This is a genomic window from Staphylococcus agnetis, assembly GCF_011466855.1.
GTDB lineage: Bacteria > Bacillota > Bacilli > Staphylococcales > Staphylococcaceae > Staphylococcus > Staphylococcus agnetis.
The window spans coordinates 702,612-726,631 of the sequence record NZ_CP045927.1; the positions used below are offsets into that span (position 1 = coordinate 702,612).

General features: G+C 35.8%; 26 protein-coding genes. 18 read left to right on the plus strand and 8 right to left on the minus strand.

All coding sequences use genetic code 11. The features are described 5' to 3' along the window. Positions 1-31: 31 nt before the first annotated feature. Positions 32-1,090 (plus strand): lipoteichoic acid stability factor AuxB, encoded by a 1,059-nt coding sequence (auxB, locus tag GJE18_RS03500; protein ID WP_103346282.1) that lies wholly within the window; start codon positions 32-34, stop codon positions 1,088-1,090. Between the two features lie 169 nt (positions 1,091-1,259). Beyond that, positions 1,260-2,075, plus strand: a complete 816-nt coding sequence (locus GJE18_RS03505) for a DUF4064 domain-containing protein (protein ID WP_060550812.1) — start codon at positions 1,260-1,262, stop codon at positions 2,073-2,075. Positions 2,076-2,128: 53 nt separating this feature from the next. On the opposite strand, the gene GJE18_RS03510 is transcribed toward GJE18_RS03505, so the two are convergent. Then, positions 2,129-2,740, minus strand: a complete 612-nt coding sequence (locus GJE18_RS03510; protein ID WP_060550813.1) for a YktB family protein — start codon at positions 2,738-2,740, stop codon at positions 2,129-2,131. Between the two features lie 114 nt (positions 2,741-2,854). Here GJE18_RS03510 and GJE18_RS03515 point away from each other — a divergent pair, with 114 nt between their 5' ends. Then, positions 2,855-3,661 (plus strand): inositol monophosphatase family protein, encoded by an 807-nt coding sequence (locus GJE18_RS03515; protein WP_107368927.1) that lies wholly within the window; start codon positions 2,855-2,857, stop codon positions 3,659-3,661. A gap of 61 nt (positions 3,662-3,722) precedes the next feature. Here the strand turns inward: GJE18_RS03515 and GJE18_RS03520 are convergent, their stop codons facing one another. Beyond that, positions 3,723-3,914: a DUF5325 family protein gene (locus GJE18_RS03520; RefSeq protein WP_234021515.1), complete on the minus strand. Its 192-nt coding sequence runs from the start codon at positions 3,912-3,914 to the stop codon at positions 3,723-3,725. 91 nt (positions 3,915-4,005) lie between these two features. Here GJE18_RS03520 and typA point away from each other — a divergent pair, with 91 nt between their 5' ends. Beyond that, the gene (gene typA / locus GJE18_RS03525) at positions 4,006-5,853 is read left to right on the plus strand and encodes a translational GTPase TypA (RefSeq protein WP_107368928.1); all 1,848 of its coding nucleotides are present in this window, start codon (positions 4,006-4,008) and stop codon (positions 5,851-5,853) included. A gap of 188 nt (positions 5,854-6,041) precedes the next feature. Next, positions 6,042-7,166 (plus strand): NADH-dependent flavin oxidoreductase, encoded by a 1,125-nt coding sequence (locus GJE18_RS03530; RefSeq protein WP_107368929.1) that lies wholly within the window; start codon positions 6,042-6,044, stop codon positions 7,164-7,166. A gap of 226 nt (positions 7,167-7,392) precedes the next feature. Here the strand turns inward: GJE18_RS03530 and GJE18_RS03535 are convergent, their stop codons facing one another. Both GJE18_RS03535 and GJE18_RS03540 read right to left on the minus strand, forming a co-directional pair. Continuing rightward, positions 7,393-7,596 carry a DUF2197 domain-containing protein gene (locus GJE18_RS03535; protein ID WP_107368930.1) on the minus strand — a complete coding sequence of 68 codons (204 nt, stop codon included), beginning with the start codon at positions 7,594-7,596 and terminating at the stop codon, positions 7,393-7,395. Beyond that, complete coding sequence (locus GJE18_RS03540; protein WP_060550817.1) at positions 7,597-8,079, minus strand: hypothetical protein; 483 nt, start codon at positions 8,077-8,079, stop codon at positions 7,597-7,599. Between the two features lie 134 nt (positions 8,080-8,213). On the opposite strand from GJE18_RS03540, the gene GJE18_RS03545 reads away from it, so the two are divergent. The 3 genes from GJE18_RS03545 to GJE18_RS03555 all read left to right on the plus strand — a co-directional run bounded on the left by GJE18_RS03545 (position 8,214) and on the right by GJE18_RS03555 (position 13,502). Further along, complete coding sequence (locus GJE18_RS03545; RefSeq protein ID WP_037566083.1) at positions 8,214-8,489, plus strand: Fpa/YlaN family protein; 276 nt, start codon at positions 8,214-8,216, stop codon at positions 8,487-8,489. Between the two features lie 76 nt (positions 8,490-8,565). Beyond that, positions 8,566-9,786: a cell division peptidoglycan polymerase FtsW gene (gene ftsW, locus GJE18_RS03550; RefSeq protein WP_060550818.1), complete on the plus strand. Its 1,221-nt coding sequence runs from the start codon at positions 8,566-8,568 to the stop codon at positions 9,784-9,786. A gap of 266 nt (positions 9,787-10,052) precedes the next feature. Beyond that, positions 10,053-13,502: a pyruvate carboxylase gene (locus GJE18_RS03555; RefSeq protein ID WP_107368699.1), complete on the plus strand. Its 3,450-nt coding sequence runs from the start codon at positions 10,053-10,055 to the stop codon at positions 13,500-13,502. A 227-nt stretch (positions 13,503-13,729) separates the two neighbouring features. Here GJE18_RS03555 and GJE18_RS03560 read toward each other — a convergent pair whose 3' ends face one another. Beyond that, positions 13,730-14,638, minus strand: coding sequence for a COX15/CtaA family protein (locus GJE18_RS03560; RefSeq protein ID WP_037566089.1), 909 nt, complete (start codon positions 14,636-14,638; stop codon positions 13,730-13,732). Positions 14,639-14,850: 212 nt separating this feature from the next. On the opposite strand from GJE18_RS03560, the gene cyoE reads away from it, so the two are divergent. The 4 genes from cyoE to GJE18_RS03580 all read left to right on the plus strand — a co-directional run bounded on the left by cyoE (position 14,851) and on the right by GJE18_RS03580 (position 17,875). Next, positions 14,851-15,762, plus strand: a complete 912-nt coding sequence (gene cyoE / locus GJE18_RS03565) for a heme o synthase (protein ID WP_060550820.1) — start codon at positions 14,851-14,853, stop codon at positions 15,760-15,762. A 24-nt stretch (positions 15,763-15,786) separates the two neighbouring features. Then, the gene (locus tag GJE18_RS03570; RefSeq protein ID WP_060550821.1) at positions 15,787-16,248 is read left to right on the plus strand and encodes a DUF420 domain-containing protein; all 462 of its coding nucleotides are present in this window, start codon (positions 15,787-15,789) and stop codon (positions 16,246-16,248) included. Positions 16,249-16,371: 123 nt separating this feature from the next. Beyond that, entirely contained in the window at positions 16,372-17,445 is a 1,074-nt protein-coding gene (locus tag GJE18_RS03575) for a CAP domain-containing protein (protein WP_165886083.1), read from the plus strand. Further along, positions 17,438-17,875: a YlbF/YmcA family competence regulator gene (locus tag GJE18_RS03580; protein WP_060550823.1), complete on the plus strand. Its 438-nt coding sequence runs from the start codon at positions 17,438-17,440 to the stop codon at positions 17,873-17,875. The genes GJE18_RS03575 and GJE18_RS03580 overlap by 8 nt, the downstream gene beginning before the upstream one ends. Before the next feature lie 108 nt (positions 17,876-17,983). On the opposite strand, the gene GJE18_RS03585 is transcribed toward GJE18_RS03580, so the two are convergent. Then, on the minus strand, positions 17,984-18,916 hold the full coding sequence (locus tag GJE18_RS03585) for a glycerophosphodiester phosphodiesterase family protein (RefSeq protein ID WP_107368700.1): 933 nt from the start codon (positions 18,914-18,916) through the stop codon (positions 17,984-17,986). An 86-nt stretch (positions 18,917-19,002) separates the two neighbouring features. On the opposite strand from GJE18_RS03585, the gene GJE18_RS03590 reads away from it, so the two are divergent. After that, complete coding sequence (locus GJE18_RS03590; protein ID WP_107368701.1) at positions 19,003-19,251, plus strand: DUF2129 domain-containing protein; 249 nt, start codon at positions 19,003-19,005, stop codon at positions 19,249-19,251. Here the strand turns inward: GJE18_RS03590 and GJE18_RS03595 are convergent, their stop codons facing one another. Continuing rightward, complete coding sequence (locus GJE18_RS03595) at positions 19,252-19,641, minus strand: DUF7147 family protein (RefSeq protein ID WP_037566103.1); 390 nt, start codon at positions 19,639-19,641, stop codon at positions 19,252-19,254. It lies immediately after the preceding gene. A gap of 59 nt (positions 19,642-19,700) precedes the next feature. Between GJE18_RS03595 and rsmD the strand changes: the two genes are divergently transcribed. Both rsmD and coaD read left to right on the plus strand, forming a co-directional pair. Continuing rightward, positions 19,701-20,252: a 16S rRNA (guanine(966)-N(2))-methyltransferase RsmD gene (rsmD, locus tag GJE18_RS03600; protein ID WP_060552467.1), complete on the plus strand. Its 552-nt coding sequence runs from the start codon at positions 19,701-19,703 to the stop codon at positions 20,250-20,252. Beyond that, positions 20,245-20,739, plus strand: coding sequence for a pantetheine-phosphate adenylyltransferase (gene coaD, locus GJE18_RS03605; protein ID WP_060550826.1), 495 nt, complete (start codon positions 20,245-20,247; stop codon positions 20,737-20,739). The genes rsmD and coaD overlap by 8 nt, the downstream gene beginning before the upstream one ends. Before the next feature lie 85 nt (positions 20,740-20,824). Here the strand turns inward: coaD and GJE18_RS03610 are convergent, their stop codons facing one another. After that, positions 20,825-21,961 (minus strand): nucleotidyltransferase, encoded by a 1,137-nt coding sequence (locus tag GJE18_RS03610; protein ID WP_060550827.1) that lies wholly within the window; start codon positions 21,959-21,961, stop codon positions 20,825-20,827. Positions 21,962-22,087: 126 nt separating this feature from the next. Here GJE18_RS03610 and GJE18_RS03615 point away from each other — a divergent pair, with 126 nt between their 5' ends. The 3 genes from GJE18_RS03615 to GJE18_RS03625 all read left to right on the plus strand — a co-directional run bounded on the left by GJE18_RS03615 (position 22,088) and on the right by GJE18_RS03625 (position 23,736). Next, positions 22,088-22,630, plus strand: coding sequence for a YceD family protein (locus tag GJE18_RS03615; protein WP_037566113.1), 543 nt, complete (start codon positions 22,088-22,090; stop codon positions 22,628-22,630). A gap of 42 nt (positions 22,631-22,672) precedes the next feature. Beyond that, the gene (rpmF, locus tag GJE18_RS03620) at positions 22,673-22,846 is read left to right on the plus strand and encodes a 50S ribosomal protein L32 (protein WP_037566118.1); all 174 of its coding nucleotides are present in this window, start codon (positions 22,673-22,675) and stop codon (positions 22,844-22,846) included. Between the two features lie 143 nt (positions 22,847-22,989). Beyond that, on the plus strand, positions 22,990-23,736 hold the full coding sequence (locus GJE18_RS03625) for a TrmH family RNA methyltransferase (protein WP_060552468.1): 747 nt from the start codon (positions 22,990-22,992) through the stop codon (positions 23,734-23,736). Positions 23,737-24,020: the final 284 nt, after the last annotated feature.

The following is a 24,020-nucleotide window of genomic DNA, read 5'->3' on the forward strand; positions in this document are numbered from 1 at the left end:
TAAGTAACTAAGTACATTAAGGAGTGAAATTATGGCTTATGAGGCTTACCAACAGGTGGCAAGACCTGTGAGTCGTATCGCTGAAAAGATTCTAGGATGGCTAAGTTGGGTGTTGTTATTATTAACAACAATTGTCGCAATGTTTTTTGGATTAGTGTTATTTAGCAATGAGAGCTCAATCCAAAATATTGAGAATGGCATCGCTAATAATCCAACGATGCAAACTTTTTTAGCTAATAATAATTTAACAGCGACACAGTTTGTCATCTCAATGCAAAATGGCGTTTGGGCGTTTATCGTTTATCTAATAGTATGTCTTCTGATTTCATTCCTAGCATTGATTTCAATGAAGCATCGAATTGTATCAGGCTTACTATTCTTACTTGTGGCTATTTTGTCGATTCCATTGTTTTTTATACTTGTACCACTTTTTTTTGTTATCGTTGCATTTATGATGTTTATTCGTAAAGACAAAATGGTGTCAGTTCCTGGTTACTATTATGAAGGGAATCAAGTGGGTTATGAACGAAATTATGGTCAATCACAACCGTACAATACATCAGATGAAAAAGTGTATCGTAGACCTTCTGAACAAGAGCCACGTTACAATGACAATCATGAATCTAAGGTCAATCAACCAACAGCAACATCACACAATGATGAAGCAAAAGCATCTGAGTCACCTCAAGTACTTTCACGAACTGCAAAGTATCATCATAAATCCGTACGAAATCAAGAAGATGTACCTTCGAATGATTTAACAGAAGAAGATGATACAGTTGTATATCAACCCCGTTCTGAAGCACAAAAAGAGGATAATCATGTCTTTGATTCCAGAACGCATGTTTCAGCTAAAGATGTGAATGGTGAAGATGAGCCTATTGATCAAGAAACATTAAAACAACAGCGTAAAGATGAACGCGCTCAAATTAAAGCCCAGAAGAAAGAAGACCGTAAAGCACGTAAAGCTCAGGTGAAAGAACAGCGTAAAGCACGTCCTAGTGCGGCAACGCAACGTAGACAAAATTATGATTATCGTAAACAAGTTCAAAAAGAACGGTCAACAGATACGCAAGATACAGAAAAATAATCTACTAATGAATAAAACAGTGAATCTACTTTTTATTGAGTCAGATTCACTGTTTTTTTGCGTTATTTAAATATTATTAAATTATACATCAAAGTTTGTAAAAAATTTTTAAATTATGCGTTTATGGATAGGATATAGGGTAATTAAGTGACTAAGGAGGTAATGCATTATGTCAGACAAATATACTTATGGAAAACATGACGATAATCATTTAAATCACGATCGTCATCAGTACGATAGTTATCAACATCAAAAACCTTTCAAACGTACGGCAGAAAAAGTACTCACTTGGATTGGTATTGTTTTACATGCTTTATATGCGCTGTTAATTTTAGGAGCAGGGTCATTTATACCACAATTACTAAAAAATAAAGAGTTTCAACAAGAATTCCAGAAACAAGGGATAGATTCCAATCAAGTTGCGCAACAAAGTCAGGATTATTTTCCTGTACTACTTTATGTCGGTGTACCGTTGTTATTAGCACTTATTGCTGCATTTTTATTTAAAAAGCGCATTCTTGCAGGCGTGATTTTAATTATTGCAAGTATTTTAGCGTTATTCTCAGCAAGCTTAATAGCTGCTTTATTATGGTTTATTGCTGCAATTATGTTATTTGTTCGCAAGCCTAAACCATATCACCATGTAATGGCAAATGATAGCCATGATCGTGATCATGTTAATCACAATCATAATCATTCTCATCATCATGACCGTCACGATGTGAAGCATAGTGATGATAAACGAGTTGAACATGAAGCGAATCACCAGCATGATGTGAATCGTACAAATCATGTTGACAGTCGTCATGACAATGTAGGTGCGCAACCTTATTCAGATAATAATCATCATACTCATGAATCATCTCGTCATGAGGATGGACATGGAGATGCGCATCATCATGAATCGAATCATCATGACCTTAAAGATAAAGGTTTAAATGCTAAAGAGCGTTTAAACGATTTAAAAGATGATCATCGTCGATAAACTAAAACCAAACGCCACATCCTAAAATCAATGGGATGTGGCGTTTGCCATTGTTATTTATAAAATTTTAAAAGGTGGTCAAATGTATCTTCCAAATATGCAAGAAATGCTTTATCAGACTTTAATTCTTTCGCATTTGGTTTTAACGCACGTGCAATGAAAAACTCACCTTTTTTAACATTTTTCGCACGATGAATGCCTTTTTCAACTTCCTCTTGAGACATATGACTAATTTTAGATTTATCAGGTTTTGTATGATCGAGTGAAATTTGGAAATCGTCTGGAAGGGCAATTAAAGTATCAATGTTGTCTTCGAATACTTTTACATCTTCAGCTTTATTTTTATCTTCATGCATGACACCATACATGACAAATAAATGATCTTCAAATAACCCGATTTGAAAATGAGGTTGCATTTTATAGCCACGTTGATTTGTAGCAAAAGCGACCCAAGTATCTTTTGGCGGGTTTACTGTGCGTCTTGCATGCTTAGCAACATGTGCGTAAAAGTCTTCGCCCGTCACTGTTTTTAAATAATCAGTAAAGTATGCACCTAATTGATGAAATTGAGGACGAATTTTTTCATCGAGTGCCGCCATTCTATCCTCTAAACCTTCTACTTGAAAAACTTTAAAATCACTTGGTTTAAAAGTATATTTCGTCATGATTGTTCCTCCTAAATGACAGTGGATTTCATTAATAATAGAATACCTTAGTTTGTAAAACATTCATAATATAATGATTTGTTGTATAATGTTAAACAACTAGGAGTGATGCCGATGCATTTATATGATTTTGCTAAAAATTTAGTTTTAGAAGCGGGGAACAATATACGCAAATGGATGCATGAAGACATTGAGATTGAATCCAAGTCTAATCCCAATGACTTGGTTACAAATGTTGATAAAGCCGTTGAAACTTTTATTGTGAGTCAAATCGAAGCGCAATATCCACATCATAAGATGATTGGTGAGGAAGGCCATGGGCATGACATAGATTCGACGCAAGGGACGATTTGGGTGATAGATCCTATTGATGGCACACTTAATTTTGTTCATCAAAAACAAAATTTCGCCATTTCAGTTGGAATTTATAAAGATGGAAAACCTTATGCAGGGTTTGTATATGATGTGATGCGTGACATTTTATACCATGCCAAAGCATCTCATGGCGCATTTAAAAATGAAATGCCATTACCTCAACTACAAAACACATTATTGAAAGAAAGCATTGTAGGGTTAAATCCAAATTGGCTAACGAAACCGAAGATGGGATCTATACTACAACCTATTATTCGTGATTCTCGGACGGCCCGTGCCTATGGTTCAGCTGCACTTGAAATAGTATATGTTGCCACAGGTCTATTATCAGCGTATATGACACCGCGTTTACATCCATGGGATTATGCTGGGGGATTGATTATACTTCAAGAAGTAGGCGGCAGCGGGACAAATTTCCTTGGTGAGCCGTTGTCGATTACAACACATAGTACAGTATTGTTTGGAAATAAAGCGATTCACGAAGAGATTTTGAACCACTATTTGAATCCTTACCGAAATGAACTTATAGCTATGCAACAACGTTAACAATAAAAAGGGTGAGCATATTGACATGCTCACCCTTGTATATATTCTAATAGCTTAAAGATTAAAACCAATCATTTTCTCGATACTTCTTTTTCAATGAAAAGCCATAACCTAACGTCGCCATTAATAAAATAAATGTAATCAACATCCAGAACATATTTGTTGCTGCGATTGCAAAGCTAAATGTTGTTAAAAAGAAAACAGCAAGTAGTGCAAGTACGAAAAAAATAGTTTTAGACTTTTGCATCTTTATTCCACCTAACTGTGTCGTCATTTCATTTATATGATATAATAAACGAGTTGCAAAAGAAAGTGGTAATTTACTCAAGAAAGGAAATTAATGTATGACTAAATTTAGAGAAGATGTTCGTAATATTGCGATTATCGCTCACGTTGACCATGGGAAAACGACTTTGGTTGATGAATTATTAAAACAATCTGGAATTTTCCGTGAGAATGAGCACGTAGCTGAACGTGCAATGGATTCAAACGATCTTGAAAGAGAACGTGGGATTACCATCTTAGCGAAAAATACTGCAGTTGATTATAAAGGGACACGTATTAACATTCTAGACACACCTGGACACGCTGACTTTGGGGGAGAAGTAGAACGTATCATGAAAATGGTAGACGGTGTTGTCCTTGTAGTGGATGCTTATGAAGGCACGATGCCTCAAACACGCTTTGTATTAAAGAAAGCATTAGAACAAAAATTAAAACCAGTAGTTGTAGTGAACAAAATTGATAAGCCATCTGCACGTCCTGAAGGTGTAGTGGATGAGGTTTTAGATTTATTTATTGAATTAGATGCTAATGATGAGCAGCTTGAGTTCCCAGTTGTATATGCATCAGCAATTAGTGGTACAGCAAGTTTAGATGCGGATAAACAAGATGAAAACATGCAATGCTTATATGAAACAATCATTGAGTATGTACCTGCACCAGTTGATAATCGTGATGAGCCATTACAATTCCAACCAGCATTGTTAGACTATAACGATTATGTTGGCCGTATTGGTATTGGACGTATCTTCCGTGGAACGATGCGTGTCGGGGAGAATGTATCTTTATTAAAATTAGATGGAAGTGTTAAAAATTTCCGTGTAACTAAAATATTTGGTTATTTTGGTTTAAAACGTGAGGAAATTCAAGAAGCATATGCTGGAGATTTAATTGCTGTATCAGGAATGGAAGATATCAACGTGGGTGAAACGATTACACCTCAAGACCATCAAGATAAACTCCCAGTATTACGTATTGATGAACCTACATTAGAAATGACTTTCCGAGTAAATAATTCACCATTTGCTGGACGAGAAGGACAATTTGTTACGGCACGTCAAATTCAAGAACGTTTAGACAATCAATTAGAAACAGACGTATCTTTAAAGGTCACACCAACAGATTCACCGGATGCGTGGACTGTAGCGGGTCGTGGAGAATTACATTTATCAATTCTAATTGAAAACATGCGTCGTGAAGGTTTTGAACTTCAAGTATCGAAACCTCAAGTTATTTTAAAAGATATATATGGAGAACTTCATGAACCATTCGAACGTGTACAAGCTGAAGTACCAGAAGAATACGCAGGTTCTGTCATTGAATCGTTAGGTCAACGTAAAGGTGAAATGGTAGACATGACAACGACAGATAATGGCTTAACACGCTTAATCTTTAATGTACCGGCAAGAGGTTTAATTGGATATACGACTGAGTTCATGTCTATGACACGTGGTTACGGTATCATTAACCATACGTTCGATGAATTTAGACCACGCATTAAAGGACGTATTGGTGGTCGTCGTAATGGTGTATTAGTTTCTATGGATCAAGGTAGTGCAAGTGAATATGCAATTTTAGGTTTAGAAGACCGTGGTATCAACTTTATGGAACCAGGTACGGAAGTCTATGAAGGTATGATTGTTGGTCAAAATAACCGTGAAAATGATTTAACTGTTAATATTACAAAAGTTAAACATCAAACAAATGTACGTTCAGCTACTAAAGACCAAACAGAAACTATGAAAAAGCCACGTATCTTAACGTTAGAAGAAGCATTAGAGTTTATCAATGATGATGAACTGGTGGAAGTAACACCTGAAAATGTACGTTTGAGAAAACGTATTTTAAATAAAGGTCAACGTGAAAAAGAAGCGAAACGTTTGAAACAAATGATGGAAGATAATGAATAATTATAAAAAGCAATGTCACTATCATATAGTGATGTTGCTTTTTTATGTATAATGGAATGCCAAAAATGTCATCGTTGCGGGGGCGATACAACGAAATCAAAGATTTCTGTATCGCTCTCAAGTCGAGTTGTTTTGTCGGTTTTTGTTCTTGTATTACACTGTAAGTAGTTGATTAAGGAGGTTTTTTTATGGAGGAACGTTTTAAACCTTTATTTGAAAGTGCGGTTTTACCTAATGGCAAACGGATTAAAAATAAGTTTGTTTTAGCTCCTTTGACGCATACGCTTTCGAATGATGACGGTACGGCATCTGATCGTGAAATAGCGTTTATGAAATCAAGAACGCATGATGTAGGGATGGCCATTACGGCTGCAAGTTATATTAATATTGAAGGTAAAGCTTTCCCAGGCCATCCTTCCATTTCTAAAGAAGCGGATTTAGAAGGATTAACTGAACTCGCACGTACGATTAAACAAAATGGAGCTGTCGCTATTATGCAAATTCATCATGGTGGCGCACGAGCGCTTCCTGAATATGTTCCAAATGGCGATGTTAAGGCGCCAAGTCAAATTGAAGATTATGGATATGGTAAACAACAACCCCATGCTTCTAGGGCAATGACAGCTGAAGAAGTTGAGGCAGCGATTAAAGATTACGGGCGTGCGACAGCACTCGCAATTCAAGCAGGATTCGATGGCATTGAAATACACGGTGCGAATCACTATTTAATACATCAATTTGTTTCACCATATTATAATCATAGAGAAGATAAATGGAAAGATCCTTTTGCATTTTCTAAAGCCGTTATTGAAGAAGTATTGGAAGTGAAAACGGCGTTAGCACCAGGTGATTTTGTGATAGGTTACCGGTTTTCACCGGAAGAAGCTGAGAAACCCGGTATTACGATGGAGCATACACAACGATTAATTCAGGAACTTATAACCTATCCACTTGATTATTTACACGCGTCACTCATGGATATTCAATCTGTTACGAGAGATGGAAAGTATGCTGGGGCAACACGGATAACGTTACTAAAACAATGGATAAATCAAAAAATGCCACTCATTGGTATTGGTTCTATTTATTCAGGTAATGATGCTTTGAAAGGGTTAGCGCTTGGGGCTGATTTTGTAGCGTTAGGTCGAGGATTATTACTCGATCCCCACCTTATTGAAAAAATTGAACATGGTAAAGAAGACGAGATTGTCAATGTATTTGATGCTAAACGAGAAGACCATCATCAATTGCCGGACGAATTGTGGCAATTATTTAATAATGGTCGATATCCAGTTCCTAAAAAAGAAATATAGAATGAATCAATGTGGTAGTATGATTTGAAATGATAAAGCCTTTAAAGTTCATTGTCTTATGAATTTTAAAGGCTATTTTTCGCTTTGTATAGAAAGAGACATCTTATACGATTTGAAATCAATCATTGTCAATCGTGAAGTTAAAGTGGATCATTGTAAAATGCATCAAAGCAGTAGTGTTGTTACTACTTTGATGCATAAAATAGGTGTGGAACATTACATATTATTAGGATCGAGACGATTCATTTTTTTCTGAGCTATTATGAATGCTTGTGTCTTTAGGTAATCGTTGTTTCGGTGTATCTAAACGACTTTTACATTCATCGCACATAAATGTTTGAATAGGATTATGCTTTAAGCGTTTGGCAATGAGCGTATTCTCATCTAAAAGAACCTCTGTATCGCATATTATACATGTTACTTTCCGCATTTATAACACCTCAATATGAGTAACATAATCAAATTGATAACGCATTCCTTCCTCTTGTTGATATACAAAGCTGTCTACGGCATTATCTTTATAGAGTCTTTTGCCATCTTTTGAGAATTGAAAAAATAAATAAGGTAACAGCTGAAATGGTATATCGATATGCTCCGTATCATTTGATAGACGAATAATAGAAGCACTGTCCAATGGTTCCGCATTCTTGAAAAATGGTGTCATGTTAATCACAAACGATCCTTCAAGTACAGCGCGTTTTTTATAATCGATTTCAGAATTTAAAGTTGGTGGGTTAGTTTGTCCTTCTAATATCGCCCGATTCCATTCGCGATTATCTTCAAATTTTATAGGTTTTTCACCATCAAAGACACCATTTTTTAAATCATCGATACGTATTTTGCGGTCATCGAAAATCCATGTAGAACTATCTAACGTAATAGGAAATTTTACCGCACCTTTAATTTGAATCATGAACATGCACTCCCTCAAGTAAACTAAATTTATTTTATCATACTTGAGACGGAGGCGTATGAAATACACTTGCTTTTTAAAATGGGTTAAGATAAACTTTTAACATGAAGATAAAATTATGGGGGGACTATGTCATGAGCAAGCAAAAAAATATTAGCAATGCGGCATACGACCAGTTAAATGCAGACGCAGACAGAATTTTACAGCTCATTAAAGTTCAAATTGATAACTTAACATTGCCACAATGTCCTTTATATGAGGAAGTTTTAGATACGCAAATGTATGGGTTACAAAAAGAAGTTGATTTTGCTGTGAAACTCGGTTTGGTTGATAAAGAAGACGGTAAAGCATTAATGCTTCGCCTTGAAAAAGAGTTATCAAAACTACACGAAGCGTTTACAAGAGTTTAATTGCGATTGAAAATCCATGCTGAGATTTTGGCGCAATGACGCTTTGTATCTGCGATGAATTGGATGATCATATCATATGAATAATATAAAAAGTTTATTTCGATATATTTTGAGGTCCTCTAAATATATCGATTTTCCATTATTAATCACTTATCTTGCACTATGTTTTATTGGTTTAACAATGGTGTATAGTGCAAGTATGGTAGCAGCTACGAGAGGAACACTCACCGGTGGTGTATCTGTTCCGGGTACATATTTTTACTCTAGACAACTTATTTATATCGGTATCGGTTTTGGTATCGTATTTTTTATCGCTTATTTGTTAAATGTCAGACTTCTGAAATCGCCTAAATTTCAAGTTGGAATGATGGGATTTATCGTAATGTTACTATTGGCGACTTTAGTTATAGGATCTGAAATTAATGGGTCACGAAGTTGGCTAAATTTAGGTTTTATGAATTTACAAGCTTCTGAGCTTTTAAAAATTGCTATTATACTTTATGTGCCATATATCATTGAACGAAAAAGACCACAAATTCAACGAGATCCAACAGCGATTCTGTGGCCTATTATCTTTGTAGGCCTTATTATTGGGCTGGTTTTATTACAAAAAGACGTGGGTCAAACGATGCTGATTTCAGCAATTTTCTTCTCAATCATTTTATACGCTGGTATTGGAATTAAAAACTTTTTGAAAATTGGTTTCTTCAGTTTGTTAGGTCTTTTTGTTGTTGTTATCATCATCGTTGTTTTTAGAATTAATATTTTACCGTCATACCTTACAGCGCGCTTTAGTGCTCTCGAAAATCCTTTTAACTTTGAAGATGGCATAGGCTATCACCTTGCTAACTCACTTCTAGCTATCGGTAATGGAGGGATTTTTGGAAGAGGTCTAGGTAACAGTATTATGAAACTCGGGTATTTACCTGAACCCCATACAGATTTTATATTTGCAATTATTGCGGAAGAATTAGGTTTAGTGGGTGTACTCATTGTTTTAAGTTTATTGTTCTTTATCGTATATCGTTCGTTTGAACTTGCTTCTCGCACAACGTCCTATTTTTATAAATTGGTTTGTGTTGGTATAGCAAGTTATATCGGTATTCAAACGTTTATCAATTTAGGAGGGATTTCAGGATTAATTCCTTTAACAGGGGTTCCACTACCTTTTATTAGTTTTGGAGGATCCTCAATGATTAGTTTGAGTATTGCGATGGGATTATTGCTAATTGTGTCTAAACAAATTAGATATGAGCAAGCGCGCAAACGATATATAAAGAAAAATAATATGACTTAAAACAGTAACGAGAGCTTTGAATCTAAAAGTTTGATATGATTCTAAGTTCTCGTTTTTTATTTTGACTTTTGAGTGACGACAACTTAAAATAAATGTGGTAATAACAAAAATCTATCAAGAGTAATAAGTAATATTTATAACCATGAGAATTTATTATAGGTCATTTGAATCATGAAAAATGACTTTGACTTTTAACTTCTTTACAGATTTTGATATACTAGTAATTATATTTTTAGAATTTTCGAACTTTTTAGGAGGTTGGCTTCATGAAACGCATTCGTAAATTATTAGTCGCAAACCGTGGGGAAATTGCCATTCGTATCTTTAGAGCAGCAACTGAGCTAAATATAAAAACTGTTGCTATTTATTCAAAAGAAGATATGGGGTCATTACATAGATATAAAGCTGACGAATCATACCTCGTTGGTGAAGATTTAGGTCCAGCTGAAAGTTATTTAAATATTGAACGCATAATTAAAGTAGCCAAAGAAGCTGATGTTGATGCCATTCATCCGGGTTATGGTTTTTTAAGTGAAAACATGCAATTTGCTAAACGTTGTGCTGAAGAAGGTATCATTTTTATCGGCCCTCATCTTGAACATTTGGATATGTTTGGTGATAAGGTAAAGGCGCGTACAACTGCGATTAAAGCAGATTTACCTGTTATTCCGGGAACTGATGGACCTGTTGAAGGTTTTGAAGCTGCAGAGGTTTTTGCAGAAGAGGCTGGATATCCATTAATGATTAAAGCGACCAGTGGTGGTGGCGGTAAAGGTATGCGTATCGTTCGAGAACCTTCTGAACTAAAAGAAGCATTCACTCGTGCGAAATCTGAGGCAGAAAAGTCATTTGGCAATAGTGAAGTGTACATTGAGAAGTTTATCGATAACCCTAAACATATAGAAGTACAAATTATTGGTGATGAAGAAGGGAATATCATTCATTTATATGAACGTGATTGTTCTGTCCAAAGACGTCATCAAAAAGTTGTAGAAGTTGCGCCGTCAGTCTCATTATCTGATGAATTAAGGGAACGTATTTGTGCATCTGCGGTTGATATAATGAAAAAAATTAATTATGTAAACGCCGGTACAGTTGAATTTTTAGTATCGGGGAATGAATTTTATTTTATTGAAGTCAATCCTCGTGTCCAAGTAGAACATACTATCACTGAAATGATCACAGGTGTTGATATTGTTAAAACACAAATCTTAATCGCTGATGGAGAAAATTTACATGGTGAAGCAATCAGCATGCCTTCTCAAGATGAAATTAAAACTTTAGGATATGCCATTCAATGTCGTATTACAACAGAAGATCCGACACAAGATTTTATGCCAGATACGGGTCATATTGTTGCTTATCGTTCAAGTGGTGGTTTCGGCGTACGCCTTGATGCAGGTGATGCTTTCCAAGGTGCTGAAATTTCACCGTACTACGATTCTTTACTCGTGAAAGTATCGACACATGCGATTAGCTATAAAGAAGCGCGTGAAAAAATGGAACGTTCACTACAAGAAATGCGTATTCGAGGCGTGAAAACAAATATTCCATTTTTACGTAATGTGATTAATCATCACAAATTTGCCTCAGGAGATTATACAACAAAATTTTTAGAAAATGCGCCTGAATTATTTGTGATACAACCTTCACGCGATAGAGGAACAAAAACATTAGAATATATAGGTAATGTTTCAATTAATGGTTTTCCAAATGTTGATAAGCGACCGAAGCCAACGTTCGAACCAGCTGAATTACCTGAAGTAAGTTTCAATGAGATTAAAGCATTACGAGGTACGAAGCAATTATTAGATGAAAAAGGTCCGCAGGCCGTAGCAGATTGGGTTAAAGCGCAAAAAGATGTATTAATTACAGATACAACGTTCCGTGATGCACACCAATCGTTATTAGCAACGCGTGTGCGTTCTCATGATTTACTAAAAATTGCACCTGCAACAGCAAAAGTGATGCAAAATAACTTCTCATTAGAATTATGGGGCGGTGCGACTTTTGATGTGGCATTTAACTTCTTGAAAGAAAATCCATGGCAACGACTTCATGATTTAAGAAAAACAATTCCAAATGTGCTCTTCCAAATGCTATTACGTGCTTCGAATGCTGTGGGCTATAAAAACTATCCTGATAATGTCATTCAAAAATTTGTAAAACAGAGTGCAGAAGCAGGTATTGATGTTTTCCGTATTTTTGATTCATTGAACTGGGTTGAACAAATGAAAGTTGCTAACGAAGCCGTTCAAGAAGCGGGGAAAATATCTGAAGGTACGATTTGTTATACCGGTGACATTTTAAATCCAGAACGCTCTAATATTTACACATTAGACTATTATGTCAAACTTGCGAAAACGTTAGAGCGAGAAGGCTTCCATATGTTAGCGATTAAAGATATGGCTGGCTTATTAAAACCACGCGCAGCCTATGAACTTATTGGAGAGTTAAAAGCAGCAGTAGATTTACCAATTCACTTACACACGCATGACACTAGTGGTAATGGAATTATCATTTACAAACAAGCGATTGATGCTGGCGTAGATGTGGTTGATACGGCTGTAGCTGCTATGTCAGGGCTAACGAGTCAACCAAGTAGTAACTCACTGTATTACACGTTAGATGGATTCGAAAGAGATTTGCGTATGGATATTGATGGTCATGAAGCGTTATCTCATTATTGGGATGCGGCACGTGCATATTATAGTGACTTTGAAAGTGATATGAAATCACCGCATACTGAAATTTATCAACATGAGATGCCAGGTGGACAATATTCAAATTTACGTCAACAAGCGAAAAGTCTAGGACTAGGTGAGCGCTTTGGTGAAGTGAAGAAAATGTATCGTCGTGTCAATTTCTTATTTGGTGATATTGTCAAAGTGACACCTTCGTCAAAAGTTGTAGGAGACATGGCATTATACATGGTTCAAAATGATTTGGATGAAGAAACAGTAGTTCGTGATGGTCATAAATTAGACTTCCCAGAATCTGTCGTTTCATTCTTCAAAGGCGAAATTGGACAACCTGTTAACGGCTTTAATCAAGCATTGCAACAAGCTGTATTAAAAGGGCAAAAACCACTCACAAAGCGCCCAGGTGAATATTTAGAACCTGTGGACTTTGATGCTTTAAAAGAGGAGTTGCAACAAAAGCAACAACATAAAGTCACTGAAGAAGATGTAATTAGTTATGCGTTATACCCTAAAGTTTATGAGCAATATATTCAAACGTTTGAAAAATTTGGGGATGTGTCTATTTTAGATACGCCGACTTTCTTCTTCGGTATGCGCGACAATGAAACAGTAGAAATTGAAATCGATAAAGGTAAGATATTAATTATCACACTTAAAACCATTACAAAACCTGATGAAAATGGTATGTGTACAGTATTTTTTGATATGAATGGTCAAGCGCGTCGTGTGCGCATTAAAGATGAAAATGTTCAGTCTTCAAAACGCGCAAAACCAAAAGCAGATAAGTCAAATCCGACTCATATTGGTGCACAAATGCCAGGGACTGTATTACAAGTAGATGTCAGTGAAGGCGACGAGGTTGAAGCAAATCAATCTCTAATTATTACTGAAGCTATGAAAATGGAAACAACGGTTCAAGCGCCATTTAAAGGTATAGTGAAAAAAATTCATGTATTTCCGAATGATGGCATTGAAACAGGAGACCTTCTGATTGAGGTTGAACAAGCAGAATAAGTAAGTAGCGTTTCATAATATAACACGTTTAGAATCTATAAACCGATAGAGGCGACAATGTTCATTTAAAGAACATTGTCGCCTCTTATTGATTAAAAACACTTCAACATCATTTTCATGAATATGCAACGTACATTTTTGGAATAATAAAAAACCACCAAAATTCATAAAAGAACTTTGATGGTCGTCAATAAACATGCATTTTTCTTTGATGCTGTTTTTTAATTTTATTGGTCACCGCGGTTAGATCTTAATATGAGCAATAAGAAATAACTAATCATTCCAAAGAGCAGTGTAATGAACAATGCGTGGAATAGAGCAATAATAAGATTTACATTAGTAATGACTGATAAAGCACCGGTAACGACTTGCAGAATAATAAAAATAAAGCTTGCAGTATAACCGTATGTGATTGTACGAATGTTAGGATAATTTTTCACTGCATGGATGTAAACAAACATAACAGTCATAAATGCAATGAATGCTAAGATGCGATGCGCTAATTGCACCCAGTCATGCATATCATGTGGGACTAAATCATTGAATGGTAATGGCCATGCCCCATAAGCTAAGCTAGAGTCGGTATGCCGAACTAAGGCACCTGTGTAAATGGCTACATATATCACACCCGCCATTAACCACGTTAAACGTTGCAGCGGTTTACGAATATGCACAATATTCGCTTCATACTTTTGATCTAAATTAAAAATAATTAACGTTAACACAAATACCGATGAGAAACTGATTAAAGATATTCCAAAATGTAGTGCTAATATATAATCATTTTGTTGCCACATCACTGCGGCAGCCCCGATTAATGCTTGTATTAATAAGAAACCAACACTAATTTTACATAATGGTTTTACTTCTTTTATATGCCCGATATGCTTCCAAGATGTAATCACAAGCCAAAGAACGATGAGTAGTGAGAGTCCAGAAACAGCGCGATGACTCAGCTCAATAATCGTTTCTATCGGGAGGTTTTCAGGTAAAAAAGCACCGTGACAAAGTGGCCAGTCTGAACCGCAACCATCAGCAGAACCGGTTTTTGTAACAAGTGCACCACCAAGCTGAACCCATACCATCATTAATGTAGCTAAGACCGAAAGCCACTTTAGGTTTCGCTTTCTAAACACTGCTCAACACCCCGTTATTCATAAAGTTGTAAAAAATGACGTAAATTTTACATTTAGGTTTATTATATCAAAAAACACACTTATAAATGTGACTTAATCATGACTTTCAAAGAATGTCGATAAAGTGTCACATTTTTTTTATGATTCATCTAGTAAAGTATTTCACTTTAATATATCATTGTATTATATGAAATTTTTAAGGGGGGTAAATGATGTCTAAATCCGAGTTAACCGTTCAATCTAAAGGACGAGTAACTTTACAAGAATTAAAGCAGATTATCAAGTTAGGCCTTGTTCAAGGTAACCTGATACCTGCGTTTGCTGGGGCTTGGCTCGCCATTATATTTACGCACCATGCTTTTTTAGCATCCATTCCACAAATTGTTACAATGATGCTTGGTTCGACGTTGGTTATGGGTGGCGCATGTGCACTTAATAATTATTACGATCAAGATATCGACCGTATCATGCCTAGTAAACAAAATCGTCCTACTGTCAACGATCGGATTTCTAATCATCATCTTTTAATTTTAAGTTTAGGAATGATTGTGGTAGGAGAAATCCTACTTTTCATGCTTAACATTCCGTCAGGTGTGATTGGTTTAGCTGGTGTCATCGGCTACGTTTCATTCTATTCGATTTGGTCAAAGCGTCATACGACATGGAATACAGTGATTGGAAGTTTTCCTGGAGCTGTACCACCATTAATCGGGTGGGCTGCAATAGATGGCCAGCTCTCCATATTAGCGTGGGCGTTATTTTTAGTTGTTTTTTGTTGGCAACCGATTCACTTTTATGCATTAGCAATTAAGAGGAAAGATGAATATGCAATGGCCAATATTCCGATGTTACCTTCAGTGAAAGGGTTTCAACGCACACGTTTAGGAATATTTATGTGGCTAGTTGGATTATTGCCAATTCCTTTTTTAATGATGCAACTTGGCATAGTGTTTGTTGTTCTTGCCACTCTATTAAATATAGGATGGATTTATTTAGGATTAACTAGTTTTAAAGCGACTGCTGTTGAAAACAAATGGGCAACAAAAATGTTTATTTATTCGTTAAACTATTTAGTTGTATTTTTTGCATTAGTCGTTGTGATGACTTTAATCAATATGATTTAAATGAAAAACGAGTGAGGGTTAATGATGAGCATACCAATTTTACCTACGATTAGTACTATGTGTATTGTAATTAGCGCAATCTTTGTCGCTATTGGTTGGAGATTGATTTGGAAAAAAGAAATTGAAAAACATAAAAAAGCGATGTTATTCGCCGCAATCTTTGCTGTTGTATTCTTTACAATTTATGCAAGTCGCACAATTTTTATAGGTAATACAGCGTTTGGTGGACCTGATTCAATTAAAGTGTACTATACGATATTTTTATTCTGTCACATCACATTAGCGACAGTTGGTGCAGTACTTGGTCTCATTCAAATTATTACAGGTTTAAAAGATAAATATCATGTGCATCGTAAAATTGGACCATCAGCTTCTTTAGTATGGTTCTTCACAGCGATTACAGGTGTCGCAGTGTACATCTTATTATATGTTTTATATCCTGGTGGCGAAACGACGTCATTAATAAAAGCGACATTTGGTCTATAATTATGTTAGGTTGTAACTGATGGTACGATATCACGTTACAACCCTTTTTTATATGAATTATTTTGACTTTTGTAGAAAAAATGGGAAAATATTGTAAAATCACATGCGTTGAAGGAGGTGCCTATGAAAAGTATCGTGTTCAAAGTGATAGGTGTTATGTTACTTATCGCATTTTTAGTTTATTTATTTTACTCACCGAAACTTGAGTTCGACGTTTTAGAAAACCCTAATCAGTCTAAAGATGTGGTTAAACGTAGCAATACGCCTAAACCTAAATCAAATGAAGGAGAAAATCCTAAGTTAAAGAGTGGGGTAGGTACGCTCGTAGGCACAACAATGGATAAAGTAACAGAAAAATATGGGCAAGCGGATCGTACGTACTCATTTGATCATGATTTTAAAAATTATATTTTTCACAGAAAACATATGTATCTTATCATTACAGCGAAAAATAATAAGGTGAAATCTGTATATGTCACAGGCGAAGGTTCTAAATCTCAAACAGGCCCGATTGACATTCATTCAAGTGCTGATCATTTATATAACAACTTCTCATTTAATACGGAACCTCAATTTAGTTTCAATGGACGCCAATATCACTATGAACTTTCTGATAAAGATATTAAAACACAAGCATTAATTCAATTTGGTGATATTTATGCGCAAGTATTTATAGATCAACAAACAAATCGTGTGATTGGGTTGCGTTTTCTAGACAAAGAAGCATTGGTCGCGATGAACCCATATAAGCAAAATGAGACAGATGTTTTAACAGAGGATGAAGTGAATCAAAAAGAAGCGCATAAAAATCCGGACCAAGATGTTAACCAACGTTTAACTTTGTATGAATTAACGAATGAGATGCGCCAGTTATATCATCAAAAGCCATTGAAAGTTGAAGGTAAGCTTGAAAGTGTAGCGAATGTTAATTTGTTTAACACATTATCCACAGACAATCGCTCATTTACAGAATCGAGTTTAATGAATGTATTAGATCAGACGGATTTACATTATCATAGTGTTTCACAAAATGTGGCGTACAATTTCAATGATATTCCGACGCTTACACATAGTTGGATGAATTCAGATGCCCATCGTTCGAGAATGCTAAATGAAAAATATACGACAATGGGCGGCGAAATCGATCGTCAATATTTCATACTCATTTTTCTAGAGGAGGATGATGCGCATGTTTAACGACGCATTGATGACAATTTTAGATCGCACGGATGAACTTGGTGATATGATTAGAGACTCTGAGTTGGCACATCAATATCAGTTGGCGCATCAACGTTTAAAAGATGATGAAGCTGCACAACGCTTGTATCAATCATTTTTAATGGAACGTCAAAGGTACAATGAGGTACAACGTTTTGGACGTTATCATCCAGATTATCAAAGTGTGATGGTATGTACGAGACAGGCTAAAAGAGCTTATGAAATGCATCCATCTGTTATTGCTTTTAAAAAAGCGGAGACAGCGTTACAGCAATTAATTGATGAAGTTATAACGATTTTAGCTACGAGTATTTCAGAACATGTCAAAGTGGACGCGGGTACGCCGTTGTTTGATAAGCTTGCTCATGGTTGTGCCACTGGTGATGCTTGTCGATGTCAATCGCATTAAAATGAAAAGCGCCTTTCAAAGCACAAGTTAATGTGTCATTTGAAAGGCGTTTTTACATAGTCAAAAAGACTTGATGATTGCATATGAATCTTCTTTTATTAATGTAAGTTAATTAGAAGTATCATTTTTTTCGTATAAAAACTGATGTGCTATTGTAGGGTGGTCGGTAACGATGGTATGCACACCTTTTTCAACTAATTCATCCATTAAATCCAATCGATTCACCCCATAATAACCTGGAAAAATATTTTTAGAATTTAACCAATTGATTAATTTAACAGAAATAAGTGAAATTCCTCGATGGGACAAGGGCATTTGAAAAGTGTGCGCTTGCCCTTTATATAAATAAGGGGATCCTAAAAATAGCTTTATGATTCCCTCGGTCACTTCAGCTTGACTTGCTCCAGTCGCAATTTTATTATGATGAAGTTGGTTAAAACGTTCAATTTGTTTTTTATGAAAACTTGTAACTAAAACGCGTTGTTGTGCATGGTGCTTCATAATCACTTCATAAAGGCGTTCCGCTGCAATTTGGCCTACAAATGACTTTGGATCATCTTTAATATCAATATTAATTAATTGGTTGGGGTACTGTTTTAATAACTTAGCCAAAGTTATAATTTTAGCTTTAGGATGCCCCTTATAAGGTTTGTTGCCATCCATGTCTTTAAAATGATACCCCGCATCTAGTTTTAAAAGTTCTTCGAGAGTGTGTTGACTTACAAGCCCAGACCCATTGGTTGTACGATCGACATCCGGGTCATGAAATACGATAACATGTTCGTCTTTAGTGAGCCGGATATCAATTTCAAAACCAGTGAGCCCTAATTGCTGACTATGGTCAAAAGCAAGCTGTGTATGTTCGGGACGTTCATACATACCGCCTCTATGGCTTAACAGATATGGAGGATTGTGTTGGAAATAAGGGGCAATCTTATAAGGGACACCCGCATTATTGAGTGTGACTTCTTGTTTATCCTTTTTTATAAAGTGTCTTACGTGATTGATCGCTTTTATGAATGAACGCGTCGTTTTTGTCATAGCTCACTTCTCCTTATAAGAAATTTATCTTTTCGTTTTGAATACAGACATGGTACGATATAAGCGTGAAAGTGCGAGGTGATAATATGGAAATCGTACAACGTGAAAAATTAATCATTTACTTAAAAAATATGAAACACGAGCGACACATTAGAAAATACGGACATATCGTAGCGACAAGTAAAACACATAAGTATGTTGCTATGTATGTTGATCAAAAACAAGTGGATGCCGTCATTCAAAAATTAATGAAACTCAAATATGTTACTGACATCATGGGTTCACCTTATAAAACGATAAAAAAAGTGTATGAAAAGGAAAAGTATGAATTCTAGTTATTCCAATGGGGGTAACCAATGCTGTAATCTTAAAACACTTTTTAGATAATTAAAATACAGCTCAAGTTCTGGATACGCTTCAGGTTCATGTACATCTACGCCAACCATCTCTATTTGATAAGGTTCAATGAATGATTGAATAAGTTCGAATTTGCGATTAGATTCAGGATATGGATAGTTTAACGCGTTTAACATGATATATATACCTTGAAAGTATCTGCCTTCTGTAGGCTTCATAATCATTGCGACTGAAGAGCGTTTAGCTTCAGATTTCGGTGTATGAAAAAAGACGATGCGTTCAATTCTAGGGTGATTATAAGCGATTAAGGTTTTAAATTCGTATAAGTCAGTGAGTCCATTCCCAAGGACTATAAATGATTGTTTCATGATGTTCCTCCTTTATGGGCATTATATTAAAAATGAAAAAAGATTGGAAGTGTCAAACGATGCGTGTCATTGCAGGGAAACATAAAAGTAAACAACTCAATACGCTTGAAGGGCGTAATACGCGACCAACCATGGATAAAGTGAAAGAGGGGATATTTAACAGTTTGCACGATGTTCAAGGTATAGGGTTAGATTTGTTTGCTGGAAGTGGTGGCTTAGGAATTGAGGCACTTTCACGTGGTATGGATAAAATGATTTTCGTCGATCAAAATTATGGTGCGATTAAAATTATTCGTCAAAATATTAGTAAGTTACATTTAGAATCACAAACGGAAGTTTATAAAAATAATGCTGACCGTGCATTAAAAGCATTAAGTAAACGTGACATTCAATTTGATATCATTTTTCTAGATCCACCTTATGAAAAAGGGTTAATTGATAAAGCTTTAGAGCGTATAAAGGCATTTGATTTATTAAAAAATAATGGTATTATCGTGTGTGAGTTTAGTCATCGTGAATCTATAAAAATAGACGGCTTCAAAGAAATCAAACGATATCACTATGGTTTAACAGATACTTGTTTATTAGAAAAAGGAGACAGTCATGGCTAATACAAAAGCAGTTATACCTGGGAGTTTCGACCCTATCACGTACGGACACATCGATATAATTGAGCGTAGTGCAGAACGTTTTGAGGAATTACATATTTGTGTGCTGCGCAATAGTAATAAAAAAGGAACATTCACCTCTGAGGAACGTATTGCACTGATTGAAGCATCTGTATCACATTTAGATAACGTCTATGTCCATTCATATGGCGGTTTGCTTGTAGACTTTTGTGATGCGATTGGTGCGACGACAATTATACGTGGTTTACGTGCAGTGAGTGATTTTGAATATGAGTTGCGTTTAACGTCAATGAATCGTAAATTAAATCCAAAAGTTGAAACGTTATATATGATGACGTCAACTGATTATTCATTTATTAGTTCAAGCGTTGTTAAAGAAGTGGCACAATATGATGCGAATATTTCAGAATTTGTACCAAAACCAGTTGAAGAAGCATTAATAAAAAAGTTTCAACATCATCATAATTAAATGTTGAAATGTTATCACATACAATGGTAAAGCGCTGAGATGTCATCAGCGCTTTTGTAATGTCAATATTTTCAAAGTGATTAAATTATGTGTGGTATATCGTGACGGGAGTGTTGAAATCCGTACATTGTTGGTTTGTGAGAAGGTTGTATATTTCAGTGGCTTTGATCTCTTGCTTGAAATAATGTGCATTCTTTTTATTAACATTCGTGACAATGTGTTTATCTGGATGTTGTTGTTTTAATTGTTTTAAATATGCTTGACCTTTAGGTGTCATCCCTAAAACTCTGATTGCGTTTACAGAGGTATCGACATCTGCACGTGTAACATTTAATAATACATTCATTAATATGCGTTGAATATGAGTATACGTATAACGTTTAGTTTTTAATCGAGACATTAAAGCGTCATAATTGTCCACTTGTCGGATTTCTCGTTTAAGTCGATGTTCGAAACCTTCGCTCATGGTGTAAATTGAGGCGAGTGTATTGGTATCATGTTGAAGAATGGCAAATTTTATCAATTGAAAAAGCATGGTTGTATCCGTATAGGGATGCTGAAACAAGTTGAGATTCGATTCAGGAACACATGTCTTCCACTTGGTACTTTGATTCATTAATTCTCTGCGTATCGCTGAGCCACTCGCAAACGTACCATGATGAATATGATTTTGATGATGACTGGCATGCATACGTGGTATCGTATAAGGTCGGATAGTACTTTGCTGGATTGAAAGTTGCTTTAAATACGACAATGCAAGGATATTGTTAGGACTGTCAAGTGTCGAATCATTTAAAAGTTCGCGTAAGATTCTAGGATAACTTTTACCTTGTTTAATTTGATGCGTAAATAATGGGTTTTCTTCTAATTGAAGCAATTTGTCACACAGCGTTTGCAATGTGTCAATGTCGCCACTTTCACTCCCAAATGATAAGGCGTTAACATTTAAATACTTTGCAATTTTAATTCCCATTTCTGCAAAGCGATCACTTGAGGATAAACTGCCTATCAAAGGTAATTCAACTACAAGGTCAACGCCATGCAAAGCCATCTTTGTGCGTGTAAACTTTGAAAACATTGAAGGCATTCCACGCATCATGAAATGACCACTCATGATTGCAATCGAAACGTCAGCATTTGTTATCTTTTTAGATTGTTGCGCATGATAAAGATGGCCGTTATGAAAGGGGTTATACTCTGTAATGAAGGCAACACTTTTCATTTGCTTTCTTTCCTTTCGTGTCTCATTATGAGTATTGTAACAGAACTAAAGATGTTAAGAAAAAATCTTGACAACTTTAGCGTCAAAAGTTAAAATAAATTTTGTGCTTGTTAGAGGTGAAGCCATATGAAATGGTCAATAACACAATTAAGAAAATACCAAGGACAACCTTTTAAATTTAATCAAACTGTTGAATTTAACGATTTAGCTGGAACTTTAGATATAATTGATATCTCGCCAGTTCACATTGAAGGTGAATTAATCGTAAAGTCAAATGAAGTCGTTGCTACGATGCATTTAACGGGTACGTATACGATGGCATGTGCTCGTACACTTAAGCCTGTAGAGGTTCCATTTGATACGACGTCGACGGAAGTGTTTGATTTAGATGGTTTATACGAAGATGAGGACGATGAACATTATCATCTTGCGACGGATGGCATCATCAATCTTCGTGCAATCGCGGAAGAGATTGTGATGTTAGAAAAACCTATGCGTGTCGTTGCTGATGACAGTGAGGACATGTTAACAGGTGGCCAAGGTTGGGAAGTTGTTGACGAAACACAAATTTTGGATAACGACCCTTCACAAGATGAGTCGCATAAGAAAGTCGATCCAAGGCTTCAAAAATTACAACAGTTCTACGATGATAGTGATCGCGCACACTAACATCCATGCGTCATATGTAATGAATAAAAGGGAGGATTAATCATGGCAGTACCAAAAAGAAGAACTTCTAAAACAAGAAAAAACAAACGCCGTACGCATTTTAAATTAGCAGTACCAGGTATGCAAGAATGCCCAAACTGTGGTGAATTAAAATTATCACACCGTGTATGTCCAGCATGTGGTTCATACAAAGGTGAAGAAGTCGTTTCTAAATAATCGAAATGATGTGTATCGCTTTGACATATTGGTCGAAGCGATTTTTTTATGTCTTATCAGTACGTGACAGTATGATCGAAGTAGGATGCGTTAATGAACCTATGATAAAATGAAGACAAAAGATGAAGAGTTGAGGAATGAATATGGAGCAAATTACGTCCAATCAAAATGCAAAAGTGAAACTATTTCAAAAACTAAAGAAAAAGCGCGAACGCGATAAACAAGGGTTAGCAGTATTAGAAGGCTATCATTTAGTAGAAGAAGCGATTCAAAATAACATTAAAATTGAACATCTATTTGTTTTAGACGTACAACGTGTTGATGAGACGATAATTCATGCGAGTACGCACGTTTATGAAATTAATATGAAAGTTGCTGAGACGCTTGCGGGTACTGTCACTCCTCAAGGTATTTTTGCGATTATTAAAAAACCTGAGTCTCAAATCAAAGACGCACGACAAGTGTTGATTCTTGATCGCGTACAAGACCCTGGGAATGTAGGGACGCTAATTCGAACTGCTGATGCAGCGGGCCTAGATGCTGTTATTCTTTCTAAGGGCACTGCAGATGTATATTCGGATAAAGTATTACGTGCAAGTCAAGGGAGTGTCTTTCATATTCCAGTGATGGTTGTAGATGACGTAGTAGCATTTATTCATCAATTTAATGGACCTGTTTATGGAACAGCTCTAGTTGATGCGGTCTCTTATCACAGTTTAGAGAAGCAACAAAATACTTTTGCACTGGTTTTGGGTAACGAAGGTGAAGGTATAAGTGATGAAATTCTAAAAGCTACGACACAAAACGTTACTATACCCATCTATGGGCGTGCAGAAAGTTTAAACGTAGCGATCGCAGCCGGGATTTTAATGTTTCATTTAAAGGGTTGACCCTAAAAATACTCCTGTATATAATTGAAGTATTGAAATGAATATTTTGCTTACAAAAAGACGGAAACGATACGGGGCAATTGTATAGGGAAGGTTGACATTAACTGAAAGTCACCTCAATTGTGTAACGTTTTTTTCACCTTTTTAGCTACTTAAAGAAATTTAAGTCGGGCTTATGACCCGTTACCCACATAAATTCAGAGTGTATGTAGAAGACTACATAAAACTGGGTGGTACCACGGAAAGACTTCGTCCCAAGTATAGGACGGGGTCTTTTTATTTTT